General features: G+C 61.2%; 12 protein-coding genes. 6 read left to right on the top strand and 6 right to left on the bottom strand.

Annotated features, from left to right (window positions below):
* The first annotated feature begins 2 nt into the window (after positions 1–2).
* The 5 genes from NNA36_RS09360 (at position 3) to typA (ending at position 4,419) form a co-directional block, all read left to right on the top strand.
* Positions 3–233: a hypothetical protein gene (locus NNA36_RS09360; protein ID WP_255106658.1), complete on the top strand. Its 231-nt coding sequence runs from the start codon at positions 3–5 to the stop codon at positions 231–233.
* Positions 233–1,399: an HD domain-containing protein gene (locus NNA36_RS09355; RefSeq protein ID WP_255106656.1), complete on the top strand. Its 1,167-nt coding sequence runs from the start codon at positions 233–235 to the stop codon at positions 1,397–1,399. The genes NNA36_RS09360 and NNA36_RS09355 overlap by 1 nt, the downstream gene beginning before the upstream one ends.
* 100 nt (positions 1,400–1,499) lie before the next feature.
* A complete protein-coding gene (locus NNA36_RS09350) occupies positions 1,500–2,120 on the top strand; it encodes a YitT family protein (protein ID WP_255106654.1) in 621 nt (206 codons plus the stop codon).
* 85 nt (positions 2,121–2,205) lie between these two features.
* Positions 2,206–2,541, top strand: a complete 336-nt coding sequence (locus NNA36_RS09345) for a multidrug efflux SMR transporter (protein WP_255106652.1) — start codon at positions 2,206–2,208, stop codon at positions 2,539–2,541.
* 60 nt (positions 2,542–2,601) lie between these two features.
* A complete protein-coding gene (gene typA / locus NNA36_RS09340) occupies positions 2,602–4,419 on the top strand; it encodes a translational GTPase TypA (RefSeq protein WP_255106650.1) in 1,818 nt (605 codons plus the stop codon).
* A 65-nt stretch (positions 4,420–4,484) separates the two neighbouring features.
* Here the strand turns inward: typA and NNA36_RS09335 are convergent, their stop codons facing one another.
* From NNA36_RS09335 to recA, 5 genes are all read right to left on the bottom strand, one after another.
* Positions 4,485–5,267 carry a class II glutamine amidotransferase gene (locus NNA36_RS09335; RefSeq protein ID WP_255106648.1) on the bottom strand — a complete coding sequence of 261 codons (783 nt, stop codon included), beginning with the start codon at positions 5,265–5,267 and terminating at the stop codon, positions 4,485–4,487.
* Positions 5,268–5,286: 19 nt separating this feature from the next.
* Complete coding sequence (locus NNA36_RS09330) at positions 5,287–5,574, bottom strand: DUF1330 domain-containing protein (protein WP_255106646.1); 288 nt, start codon at positions 5,572–5,574, stop codon at positions 5,287–5,289.
* Between the two features lie 78 nt (positions 5,575–5,652).
* Positions 5,653–8,325, bottom strand: a complete 2,673-nt coding sequence (alaS, locus tag NNA36_RS09325; RefSeq protein WP_255106644.1) for an alanine--tRNA ligase — start codon at positions 8,323–8,325, stop codon at positions 5,653–5,655.
* A gap of 98 nt (positions 8,326–8,423) precedes the next feature.
* The gene (locus NNA36_RS09320) at positions 8,424–8,954 is read right to left on the bottom strand and encodes a hypothetical protein (protein WP_255106841.1); all 531 of its coding nucleotides are present in this window, start codon (positions 8,952–8,954) and stop codon (positions 8,424–8,426) included.
* A 23-nt stretch (positions 8,955–8,977) separates the two neighbouring features.
* Positions 8,978–10,060, bottom strand: a complete 1,083-nt coding sequence (gene recA, locus NNA36_RS09315) for a recombinase RecA (protein WP_303623691.1) — start codon at positions 10,058–10,060, stop codon at positions 8,978–8,980.
* A 194-nt stretch (positions 10,061–10,254) separates the two neighbouring features.
* Here recA and NNA36_RS09310 point away from each other — a divergent pair, with 194 nt between their 5' ends.
* Complete coding sequence (locus tag NNA36_RS09310; protein ID WP_255106641.1) at positions 10,255–10,851, top strand: sulfotransferase family 2 domain-containing protein; 597 nt, start codon at positions 10,255–10,257, stop codon at positions 10,849–10,851.
* Here the strand turns inward: NNA36_RS09310 and NNA36_RS09305 are convergent.
* Complete coding sequence (locus NNA36_RS09305; protein ID WP_255106638.1) at positions 10,833–13,136, bottom strand: ATP-binding protein; 2,304 nt, start codon at positions 13,134–13,136, stop codon at positions 10,833–10,835. The two genes, NNA36_RS09310 and NNA36_RS09305, sit on opposite strands and share 19 nt — an antisense overlap.
* Positions 13,137–13,160: the final 24 nt, after the last annotated feature.

The following is a 13,160-nucleotide window of genomic DNA, read 5'->3' as shown; positions in this document are numbered from 1 at the left end:
CGATGGCCTATTACGACGACCTTGCCAACAAGCTGGCCCTGCAGGTGATCGAGGCGGAACGCGCCACCGGTGACGATATGCTGGTTCAGGACATCGCCAAGGTCTTGCAGGCCACCTCTTCGACCATGCACGAGGCCTTCATGACCGCCGTGCGGGTCTATGCCGCCAATGACCGCGCCCGCGAGCTTCTCGCGGCGCGGCTCAAGGCCAAGGGATTCGAACTGGCCGAGTGATGAACGACAGGATTGCCCGGCAGATTGCCTTTCTGAACGAGGCGGATCGCCTGAAATCCGTCTTGCGCTCCAACGTGTTGCAGGACCTGTCCCGACGGGAAAACAGCGCCGAGCACAGCTGGCACGTCGCCCTCTATGCCCTTGCTTTTGCACCGATTTCGGCAGATGGCGTATCGGTTCCACGGGCGATCCGGATGCTGTTGCTGCATGACCTTGTCGAGATCGACGTTGGCGATCATCCGATCCATGAGAGCGTGGACTGGGCCGAGGTGGCCGCACGTGAGGAACAGGCCGCGCACCGCCTGTTTTCGCTTTTGCCTCAGGATCAGGCGGCAGACTGCCTTGCCCTCTGGACCGAGTTCGAGGCGGGCGAAACCCCGGATGCGGCTTTTGCCAAGATGCTGGATCACAGCCAGCCGCTGTTTCAGGCCCTCTGTGCGCCCGAGCCCCTGCCGGAACATGTCGAGATCGTGCGCGAGAACCTCGATACAGGCCGCGCCCGCAGGCTTCAGCACGTGTTTCCGGCGGCCTATGCCCATGCCAACGCGCTGTTGCACGGCACCTCGACCAGCGACGCTGGCGATGTCACCACGCGCATCGATTTCCTGAACGAGGCGGATCGCCTCAAGACGGTCATGCGCGCGACCATGACGCTGGATGCAGCGCGGCAGGAGAATTCCGGTGAACACAGCTGGCATATCGCGCTTTATGCGATGATCCTTGCCGAACACGCCAATCGCCCGGTGAACGCCGATCGCGTGATCCAGATGCTTTTGATCCACGACCTTGTCGAAATCGACGTGGGCGATGTGCCGATCCATTCACAGGATGGCGCGGCGCATGGCAGCGCGGAAATCCAGGAGGCAGAGGCCCGCGCGGCGGATCGCATCTTTGGCCTGTTGCCGGAGGATCAGGCGGCCGCACTGCGCACCCTCTGGGAAGAATTCGAAGCCGCCGAAAGCGATGACGCGGTGTTTGCCAAGTCCATTGACCGCGTGCAGCCCTGCCTTGCCAACCTCAAGACCGGCGGGCGGTCGTGGGTGGACTACAACGTCACCTATGAACAGGTGGAAGCGCGGGTCGGCACCAAGGTAACGCGCGGCGCTCCTGCTGTCTGGGCGCATCTGCAAGTGCCCATTCGGGCGTGGTTCGAGGCCAATACCTGACGGCAAATCATGCGGATAGCGGCCATATTTGCACCTGATGCATGGCCGGTATTCCCCTGCTGCGCTGGACAAAACCGCCATTGGGCGGAAAAACCAGCGCATGACATTCCTGCTTGAAACCGCCCCTGCCGACAGACATGCGCCGCGCGAAGACGTGCAGGGCCTTGTCGTGGGCACGCTGCTTGTTGCCCTCTCGGTCCAGTTTCTGCAGGCGAGCCAGTTGATCACCGGCCAGATTGCCGGCCTGTCTCTGTTGACCGCCTATTGGGGCGGCTGGAGTTTCGGGGCAGTGTTCTTCGTTTTGAACCTGCCCTTCTACGCAGTGGCGATCTACCGGATGGGCTGGCGGTTCACGCTCAAGACCTTTGCCGCCGTGGGCGCGTTGACGCTCTGGACCAGCCTTCTTCCGCAGGTCATGCAGCTGAGCGATCTGCACCCCGGCGCGGCGGCGGTTCTGGCCGGCGTGACGGCCGGTACAGGCCTGCTCGTCCTGTTCCGCCACGGCGCCACCCTTGGTGGCGTTGGGATCGTTGCGGTCTGGTTGCAGGACACGCGCGGCATCAAGGCGGGCTGGGTTCAGCTTGGGTTCGATGCCTGTGTCTTCACGCTGGCGATCTTCCTGTTTGCGCCTGCCACCGTGGGCTGGTCGCTTCTGGGGGCCATTGTCACCAACGTCGTGATTGCCACCAACCATCGCCGCGACCGCTATATCGCCACCTGAAACGCCGCGTCCCGCACGAATTCGGATTGGCAAATCGATTGCCGCGCGGTAGCGGGGGATCAAGGACGGCGCAGGAGTTCAAGCGATGGCCAAGACCTATATCATCCTTCTTCTGGCAGTGATTGCCGAGACAATTGCCACCACGGCCCTGCAACTCAGCCACCAGTTCACACGGCTGATCCCCTCGCTTGTGGTGCTGATCGGCTATGCCATTTCCTTCTACCTGCTCAGCATGACGCTTCGGGTTTTGCCCATTGGCATCACCTATGCGATCTGGTCCGGGCTGGGCATCGTTCTGGTGGCGATCATCGGCTATTTCTGGCTGCAACAGAAGCTGGACCTGCCCGCGGTGATCGGGATCGGCATGATCCTCGCCGGAATCGTGGTCATTAACCTGTTTTCCAAGACCGCAGGCCATTAAGGGGCTGGCCTTTTTCGCGCCCGCAGGATACCGGAGGCGCGAACAGGAAAGGCATATCAAATGGACCTTCGTAATATTGCGATCATCGCGCACGTTGACCACGGCAAGACCACCCTTGTGGACGAGCTGCTGAAACAGTCCGGCGCATTCCGCGAAAACCAGGAAGTGGCCGAGCGCGCCATGGACAGCAACGATCTCGAGCGCGAACGCGGGATCACGATTTTCGCAAAACCCACCAGTGTTGAGTGGAAAGGCACCCGCATCAATATCGTGGACACCCCCGGCCACGCCGATTTCGGCGGCGAGGTCGAGCGTATCCTGAGCATGGTGGACGGCGTTGTGCTGCTGGTGGATGCCGCCGAAGGCCCGATGCCGCAGACCAAATTCGTAACCTCCAAGGCGCTGGCGCTGGGGCTGCGTCCGATTGTTGTTCTGAACAAGGTCGACAAGCCGGATGCCGAACCGGATCGCGCGCTGGACGAGTGTTTCGACCTGTTTGCCTCGCTGGATGCCAACGACGACCAGCTGGACTTTCCGCACATGTATGCCTCGGGCCGGAATGGCTGGGCCGATGCCGAACTGGACGGTCCGCGCAAGGATCTGCACGCCCTGTTCAACCTGATCGTGAACCACGTCCCTGCCCCCAAGCAGGTCAACCAGCAGGATGATGATTTCCGCATGCTGGCAACCACCCTTGGTTCCGACCCCTTCGTGGGCCGCATCCTGACGGGTCGCGTGGAATCGGGCACGCTCAAGGTGGGGGCAACCGTGCAGGCGATCAGCCGCATCGGTCAGAAAATCGAACAGTTCCGCGTCACCAAGATCCAGGCCTTCCGTGGTCTGGCGCAGCAGGACATCGAAGAAGCACAGGCCGGTGACATCGTGTCGATCGCTGGTATGGCCAAGGCCACCGTGGCCGACACCATCTGTGCGCTGGCCGTCGAAGAGCCGCTGGAAGCACAGCCGATCGATCCGCCGACCATCACCGTGACCTTTGGCATCAACGACAGCCCACTGGCGGGTCGTGACGGCAAAAAGGTTCAGTCGCGCGTGATCCGTGACCGTCTTTATAAAGAGGCCGAGTCGAACGTGGCGATCAAGATCGCCGACACCCCCGGCGGCGAGGCTTTCGAAGTCTCGGGCCGTGGCGAACTCCAGATGGGCGTTCTGATCGAGAACATGCGCCGCGAAGGCTTTGAACTGTCGATCTCGCGTCCGCAGGTGATCATGCGCGAAGAAGACGGCCAGAAAATGGAGCCAGTCGAAGAAGCCACCATCGACGTGGATGACGAATACTCGGGCGCCGTGATCGAAAAGCTGACCGGTTCGCGCAAAGGCGAGCTGGTCGAGATGCGCCCTGCCGGTGCCGGCAAGACCCGCATCATCGCGCACGTGCCGTCGCGTGGCCTGATCGGCTATCACGGCGAATTCCTGACCGACACTCGCGGCACCGGTGTTCTGAACCGCGTGTTCCAAGGCTGGACCCCCTACAAGGGCGCAATCCCGGGCCGTCGTGCAGGTGTTCTGATCTCGATGGAAAACGGCCAGTCGGTCGCCTACGCCCTGTGGAACCTTGAAGATCGCGGCAAGATGATGATCGGCGCACAGGCCGACGTCTATACCGGCATGATCATCGGTGAACACAGCCGTGACAACGATCTCGAAGTGAACCCGCTGAAGGGCAAGAAGCTCACCAACGTGCGGGCCTCGGGTTCGGACGAAGCGGTACGCCTGACCACGCCGATGACCCTCTCGCTGGAAGAGGCGATTGCTTACATCAACGACGACGAACTGGTGGAAGTGACCCCGAACAACGTACGTCTGCGCAAGCGCTATCTCGATCCGCACGAGCGCAAGCGGATGTCGAAGCAAGGGTAACGGGTTTTACCTGTTCCAATGTGAGAAATCAGAAACGCCGGAGATTACCTCCGGCGTTTTTTGTTTCAGATCAGCGGCTTGAAAGGTTCGATCGAGAAAGACCCGTCTTTCGAGAAGCGGCAGAAGCTTCCTGCCGGCACCTCTTCCCATCCGTCCTCGGCCTGTACCAGAGGTTCGCTGACCACGGCGCGGCCTTTGCGGCTGTCGCTCCAGCGGTGATAGACCGTGGGCGCGCGCTCGTCCGAGGCATAGCGGATCGCATACAAGGTTTCGCCGTCGGAAAACGCCGCCCCGATGCGGACATGTGGCTTGGCGCCCTTGTCGCGGCTCATGCGCTGCAGCACGCCCACGGCGATCTCCATCGCCTCCTTGGGGCCGTGATCCAGACCCTCGGCGAGACCAAGCAGGAAAATCACCTCGCTGTCGGTGGCCCCTTTGCGTTCGGGATAAAGCTCGTCGGGGATCAGCATGTCGGCGCGGCGGCGGAAGGTTTCAAAGCCCCCGATCTGCCCGTTGTGCATGAACGACCAGTTGCGCACCGCGAAAGGGTGGCAATTGTTGCGGCTGGTGGCGGTGCCGGTCGAGGCCCGCACATGGGCCAGGAACAGACCCGATTGCACCTGCGCGGTCAGGGATCTGAGGTTCGGATCGGACCACGCGGGATGCGTGTCGCGATAAAGCCCCGGCTCGGGACGGCGATCATACCACGCAAGACCAACACCGTCGGCGTTGGTCTGGGTCTTGCATTCGACCGCTTGCATGCTTTGCTGGATCAGCGAGTGATCTGGCCTGATGATGACATCTTCGAGATAACAGGGGTGCCCGATATAGGCGGCCCATCGGCACATCTGGCCAGTCTCCTTCTGATTATTCGCTGGTCTCCACGACCATCAGTTCACGTTCCGAAGCACCGCGCGCATGGCTGAGCGCCTCCTGGTATTCCGGGCTGTTGTAACACGCGACTGCGGTCTCGACATCCGGGAATTTCGCAACCACGTTGCGCGGGCGCTCCTTGCCCTCAAGCTGCACGAACTTGCCGGCACGGGCGATAAAATGGCCGCCATGTTTGGCGATAGCCGGCCCGGCCAGTTCGGCGTATTTGCCATAGGCCTCGGCGTCAGTGACGGTCACATGTGCAATCCAGAGTGCGGGCATGGGAATCTCCCCCTTGTTTGATCTGCCCGGCAGTTTAGACGATGTGCCGGACAGTCCAAGATTTTTTTGACCAAATGGTCAGCCTGCAATCACGGCCTCGGCAGCGGCCATGGCGGCGTCGGCGTTGCTGGCATCTTTGGCACCACCTTGTGCCATGTCGGGACGGCCACCGCCGCCCTTGCCACCAAGGGCCTCGACCGCGGCGCGGACAAGATCAACCGCCGACAGGCTGTCGGTCAGATCATTGGTCACACCAGCCGCGACGGCCACCTTGCCGCCTTCGTCGGCGATCAGCAGCACGGCACCGCTTTCAAGGCGGGTCTTGTGCTCGTCCAGCAGCGGACGCAGGTCCTTGCCGGAAACGCCGGTCAGCACTTGGGCAAAGAACTTCACGCCGTTCACGTCCTTGGCTTCGGGGGCACCGCCCTGCCCTGCACCACCGGCCATGGCCAGTTCGCGGCGCAGCTGGGCCACCTCGTTCTGAAGCGCCTTGCGTTCGTCCATGATCGATTTCAGACGGTCCATGACATCGGCCGGTTGTGCCTTGAGGGCACCGGCAACCTGCGCCATGCGGCCTGCTTCGCGTTCGAGATGTTCAAACGCGGCCTCACCAGTCAGCGCCTCGATCCGGCGGACACCGGCAGACGACGCGCTGTCGCCGAGGAGGACGAACACACCGATATCGCCGGTCTGCTTGACGTGGGTGCCGCCGCAGAGTTCGATCGAATAGGTATCGCCGCCCATACCCTTGCCGGTGTTGGCGCGGCCCATCGAGACAACACGTACCTCGTCGCCGTACTTCTCGCCGAACAGCGCCTGTGCGCCGATCTCGCGGGCGTCGTCCGGGGTCATGATGCGGGTTTCGACGGCGGTGTTCTGACGGATATAGGCGTTCACGTCGAGACCCACCTTGTGCAGCTCTTCTGCGCTCAGGGCCTTGGCGTGGCTGAAGTCAAAGCGCAGACGATCCGCCGCGTTCAGCGAGCCGCGCTGAGCCACGTGATCGCCAAGGTGTTCGCGCAGCGCTTCGTGCAGCAGGTGCGTCGCCGAGTGGTTGGCGCGGATGGCGCTGCGGCGGGTGTGGTCTACCTCCATCGCCACCGGATCGCCCTTGGCAAAGGTGCCCTGATCCACCGTGACCTTGTGCGCAAACAGCTTGCCTTCGGCGAATTTCTGAACGTCTTCGACCTTGGCAATGTCATCTCGGTTCTCAAGTCGCGCCACATAGCCGTGGTCGCCCACCTGACCGCCGCTTTCGGCATAGAACGGCGTCTGGTTCATCACCAGCCAACCGGTTGCGCCCGCCTCGAGCTTGTCGGTGGCTTCGCCGTCAACCACGATGGCCACAACCTGGCCTTCGGCGCTTTCGGTGTCATAGCCAAGGAACTCGGTCGCGCCGGCCTCTTCGGCCAGATCGAACCAGACTTCGCTTTGTGCCGCATCGCCAGACCCGGCCCAGGCAGCACGCGCCTTGGCCTTCTGTTCGGCCATGGCGGCATCAAAGCCCGCGGTGTCGACTTCGCGGCCCTTTTCACGCAAGGCGTCCTGCGTCAGGTCAAGCGGGAAACCATAGGTGTCATAGAGTTTGAAGGCCGCGTCGCCCGCCAGCGGTGCGCCTTCTTCAAGACCGGCCAACTCGTCGTCCAGCAGCTTGAGACCGCGATCCAGCGTCTGCTTGAAGCGGGTTTCCTCTAGGTTCAGCGTCTCGGTGATCAGCGCCTGCGCCTGGGTCAGTTCAGGATAGGCCTGGCCCATCTGCTGAACCAGCGCCGGAACCAGCTGGTGCATGACCGGATCTTTCGCGCCCAGAAGGTGGGCGTGACGCATCGCGCGGCGCATGATGCGGCGCAGCACGTAGCCACGGCCATCGTTCGACGGCATCACGCCATCGGCAATCAGGAACGAGGTCGAGCGCAGGTGGTCGGCGATCACGCGGTGATGCACGTTCTTGTCGCCATAAGGATCGGTCGAGGTGACATTGGCCGAAGCCTCGATCAGCGATTTGAACAGATCGGTGTCATAGTTGTCATGGCTGCCCTGCAGCAGGGCGCCGATCCGCTCGAGGCCCATGCCGGTGTCGATCGACTGCATGTCGAGATCCACCATCGAGCCATCTTCGAACTTTTCGTTCTGCATGAAAACGATGTTCCAGATCTCGATGAAACGGTCACCGTCTTCTTCCGGGCTGCCCGGAGGGCCACCCCAGATGTGATCGCCGTGGTCATAGAAGATTTCGGTACAGGGGCCGCAGGGGCCGGTCGGGCCCATCTGCCAGAAGTTGTCCGAGGTGGCGATGCGGATGATGCGATCTTCCGGAACGCCGACTTTTTTCCAGATTTCAAAGGCTTCATCGTCGGTGTGGTAGACCGTCGTGTAAAGCTTGTCCTTGGGAATATCGAATTCCTTGGTGATCAGTTCCCAGGCAAAGGGGATGGCCTCGTGCTTGAAGTAATCGCCGAACGAGAAGTTGCCGAGCATCTCGAAAAACGTGTGGTGACGCGCGGTATAGCCGACATTGTCGAGGTCGTTGTGCTTGCCGCCGGCACGCACGCATTTCTGCGCGGTGGTGGCGCGCACATAGTCGCGTTTGTCGACGCCGGTAAAGCAGTTCTTGAACTGCACCATGCCCGAGTTCACGAACATCAGCGTGGGGTCGTTGCGGGGCACCAGGGGCGAGGACGGCACGACTTCGTGGCCCTGCTTGGCAAAGTAGTTGAGGAAGGTCGACCGGATGTCGTTCAGGCTGGGCATGAGATAGGTCTCTCGCGGCTGATTTATTGGTTCCGCCCGGGTTTAAACCCCCTGCCCGCCCCTGTCCACATGTCAAAGCAGACTTGCGCCAACTGGTCCTATAACGGGTCGATTTTCCTCAGAATATCACCCTCGCGGATGATGCCGTCCCGTTCGATACTGCAAAGTACGCCGCGCAGGCGCAGTTCCGGGTGGCCAGGCATGGTGATCCAGTCTTTCGCCTCGCTGCCATAGCGCGCCTTCCACTTGACGCAGCCGTCGTTGAAGACCTCCGAGACCTTCAGCACCGCTTCGCCGATTTCCAGGAACTGGCCGACGGGCAGATTGGCTTCGGACAGGTCCATATCGGCGATGAAAGTGTCGCCCGGATGCACGGTGTTTTCGCGGTCGCGCCAGACCAGATCCAGCACCCTCTTTTGCAGGATCGACACCTGGATGCCGGGATGCGGCGCGCCGTCTTCGGTGCGCAGCCACGGCTGATCCTTCCAGCGTTCGCCGGGGATGCCGTTTTCACGGGTCAGGGTGATTTCATCCACGAAGCGGCGTTCGTTGCGCTCGGGTCGCAGGCACAACATGGAAATGGCCGCCCCATCCTTGGGGGCGGCCATCACATGCGGGAGCGCCCGCATCAGTTCTTCGGTCGTGACGTGGCTCACGCGTCATCTTCCATCAGCACGTCATTGTCTTCTTCGCCGGGCGGCATGTCGAAGTCGAGGCCGTGGGCAGCACGGATCTTGTCTTCGATTTCATAGGCCATACGCTTGTTTTCCCGCAGGAAATTCTTGGCGTTCTCGCGGCCCTGCCCAATGCGTTCGTCACCGTAAGAGAACCACGAGCCGGATTTCTCGACCACGCCCGCCTTGACACCCAGGTCAAGAAGTTCGCCCATCTTCGAGATGCCTTCGCCATACATGATGTCGAATTCCACCTGCTTGAAGGGCGGCGCGACCTTGTTTTTCACAACCTTGACGCGGGTTGCGTTGCCGACCACCTCGTCACGGTCCTTGATGGCGCCGATGCGGCGGATATCCAGGCGCACCGAGGAATAGAACTTGAGCGCGTTACCACCGGTGGTGGTTTCCGGGCTGCCGAACATGACGCCGATCTTCATGCGGATCTGGTTGATGAAGATCACCATGCAGTTCGAACGCGCGATAGACCCGGTCAACTTGCGCATGGCCTGGCTCATCAGGCGGGCCTGAACACCGACGTTCGAATCGCCCATGTCACCTTCGAGTTCCGATTTCGGGGTCAGGGCGGCCACCGAATCGACCACCACCATGTTGACCGCACCAGAGCGCACCAGCGTATCGGTGATCTCGAGCGCCTGTTCGCCGGTGTCGGGCTGCGAAATCAGAAGTTCGTCAAGATCGACACCCAGCTTCTTGGCGTATTGCGGATCAAGCGCGTGTTCCGCGTCGACAAAGGCGCAGACGCCGCCCTTTTTCTGCTCTTCCGCGATGCAGTGCAGGGTCAGCGTGGTCTTGCCCGAGCTTTCCGGACCATAGATTTCAATGATGCGGCCCTTGGGCAGGCCGCCGATGCCAAGCGCGATATCAAGCCCCAGTGATCCGGTCGAGGTGGCCTCGATTTCCTGGATCGGGTTGTCCGCGCCGAGTTTCATGATCGAGCCCTTGCCGAACTGGCGTTCGATCTGGGCCAGGGCGCTGTCCAGCGCCTTTTGCTTGTCTGCCGTTTTCTTGCTGCTCATATCAAACAGTTCTGCCGTTGCCATTGGTTCGCTTCCTTATTCCACACACCGTTGCCGGCGGCAATGATTGCCTGCGTTCACCTTGTGTTCTCACATGTTATGAGATCAAAAGGAGAACATTTCAACAAAATTCTCTATAAACAGCTTTTTCAGAGAGGTCTTAAAGAGTAGTTTACCAACCAAGAATGATCTTGAGCAGACTGTATTGAGGCCGCCAAATGCTTGTTTTCTGGAAAGAAAAACTCGTTATCTTATCCGTTCCCAAAACCGGCACCACGGCGATAGAATCCGCACTTGCCCCCCACGCCGACATGGTGATCTCCAACCCGCCGCAGCTGAAACATGCGCCAGTCTATCGCTACAACCGGTTTTTCCGGCCAATGTTCGAAAAGGCCTGCGGCGAAGAAAACATGCAGACCGTTGCAGTGATCCGCGAACCGATCAGCTGGCTCGGCAGTTGGTATCGTTACCGGCAGCGCGATGCCATGAAGGGGCACCCGAATGCCACCCACGACAAGACCTTCGACGAATTCGTCGATGCCTATTGCAAGGGAGACCGCCCGGCCTTTGCCAATGTGGGCAGTCAGGCCAAGTTCATCGAACCGCGCCCCAACGGCACCAAGGTCGATTTCCTGTTCCGCTACGAAGACCAGGACAAGCTGCTCGGGTTTCTTGAAGAACGGCTGTCGCGCAAGATCACGCTGGGGCGCGAAAACGTCTCGCCCAGCATGGAGCTGACGCTATCCAAGAAGGTCGAAGACAAGCTACGCCGGAAATGCGCCGAAGAGTTCGACCTTTACGCCGGAATTTCCTGAGTCTCGCCAAGGTTTTCCATGACTATGCCCGTCAGGTCATTGAGCGAGAACGGCTTGGGCAGGAAGGTGGAATTGGCAATCCTGGCCTGCCGGTCGGAAAAACTGTCTTCGGCATAGCCGGACATGAAGACCACCTTGACATCGGGACGGCGCTGGCGGGCTTTCTGCACCCAGCTCGGGCCATCCATGCCGGGCATCACCACGTCGGTCACAAACAGATCGACATGCAGGTCGGCATCTTCCAGCGTTTCCAGCGCCTCTTCGCCGGTACCCGCCTCGAGCACCGTCAGCCCGCGCAGGCGTAGGGCGCGCGAGGCAAAGCTGCGCACCGGCGCCTCGTCCTCGACCAGCAGAACAACGCCGCCTTGTGGCCGTAACTGGGCCGCCTGGCGTTCGGCTTCGATCACCGGTTTGGGCACATCGTAGAGGTCATGTTCGGGGAACATCAGGGTAAACTGCGTGCCCTCTCCCGGTGTCGAATCGACAAAGATATAGCCGCCAGTCTGTTTCACGATGCCATAGGCCGTGGACAGACCAAGACCGGTCCCTTCGCCGGTGCGCTTGGTGGTAAAGAAGGGTTCAAAGACTTTCTGTAACTTGTCACCGGGAATGCCCACACCTTCGTCGCGCACCCTGACACAGACATAGGTTCCCGCCGGCACTGTGGCCCGATCCCGCTTGAGAGGCTTGTCGAGACGCAGGCTTTCGGTCTGGATGATGATCTCGCCCCCCTTTGGCATCGCGTCGCGGGCATTGACGACGAGGTTCATCAAGACCTGTTCCAACTGCCGCTTGTCGGCGCGGATGGCGCTGAGCTCGGGGTCGTGCATCAATGTCAGCCGCACCTTTTCCCCCACGAGCCGGTTCAGGAGATGCGTCAGATCGGCCAGCGTATCGCGCAGGTCGAGCACCTCCGGGCGCAGGTTCTGCTTGCGGGAAAAGGCCAGAAGCTGGCCCACAAGTGCCGCGGCGCGGTTCGCGTTCTGATTGATCTGCACGAGATCACCATAGTCTGGGTCCCCTTCGTCATGGCGCAGCAGCATGAGGTCGCAATGTCCCGAAATCGCGGTCAGCAGGTTGTTGAAATCATGCGCGACGCCGCCTGCCAACTGGCCAATGGCCTGCATCTTCTGGCTTTGCACGAATTGCGCTTCGAGCGATTTCAACTCGGTTGCATCACTCAAGACCGCAATCAGGAAAATCCGCCCGCCTTCAACCACCCGGTTCAGGCTCACCTGGACAAAGACTTCGCGATCCTCGCGGCGCAATAAAAGGAACTCCGAATGGTTGCCCCCGTGCCCTGCCGCGGCCTCGGCCAGCCAGTCGTTGATCGACCGGCCCAGCCCCTCCATCAGCCCCTGAAGTTCCACGGTCTGGCGAAAGTCGCGCTTCACCAGCGCCCGCGCGGCGCGGTTGGCCGAAACAACCCGCCCGTCGACCGCGATTTTCAACAGCGCGATCGGCAGGTCCTCGAACATCACCACATCGCCCGGGATGCGCGGCGCGGTGGTTGGCAGGAGGTAGATTTCGCGGCGTCCGGCGCTGGTCGGAAACTCGGCCACCAGGCATTTCTTGCCACCCTCCTCGGTCAGGATAGTGTTGGCCTCGCCCTGGCGCGGACCGTCATCGCCGAAAATCTCGCGCAGGGCCGTGCGGCGCGCGCCCAGCAACTCGCGCGCGGCGGCATTCATGAACAAAACCGCCCCCTTGGCGCTGACCGTTAACATGGGCAGACGGGGGATTCCGGCGCCTTCCGTGTTGGTCAGATAGCTGTGTCGATGCACCTGCCATTGGAAGATTCCCGGAGAAACGGCGGCCACATGTATGGCGATCTTGCCGTCGCGGGTGTGAAACTCTTCACTTGTCGCGCCCTTGTCCGCTGCTGCGGCGAGCAACCGGCTAGTGATGCCTTCTACGTCGGCAAGGGACGCGCCGAGACAGGCGATCATGTCGGCCGCGCCGCCGGATAGTCTTTCACCCTCGGCATTGGCGGCCAGTATCACGCTGTCGCCATCTGTGAGGTATTGCTGATGCGGTCCAAGCGCGACCATCGCCCCAAGGCCCTTGGACACCGCTTTGCGGCGCGATTTCTGTTGCAGGTCGCGCACCCATAGAAACAGCGTGAAAAACCCGAGAATGGCGCCCGCAACAATCAGAGACAGGCGCGAAGCCTCTTGTGACGCCATGCCGGACAGCAGGAACAGACCAATGGCCACGCCCCACAACAGACCAATGCGCAGCCAGTTGCGCCAAGCCTGCCCGGATTGCAGTGCAGAAACCGTCACGGCGGCCCCCTCTCAAACCTCGTT

Source organism: Shimia sp. CNT1-13L.2 (assembly GCF_024331145.1).
GTDB lineage: Bacteria > Pseudomonadota > Alphaproteobacteria > Rhodobacterales > Rhodobacteraceae > Shimia.
This window is presented reverse-complemented; position numbering and strand designations above follow the sequence as displayed.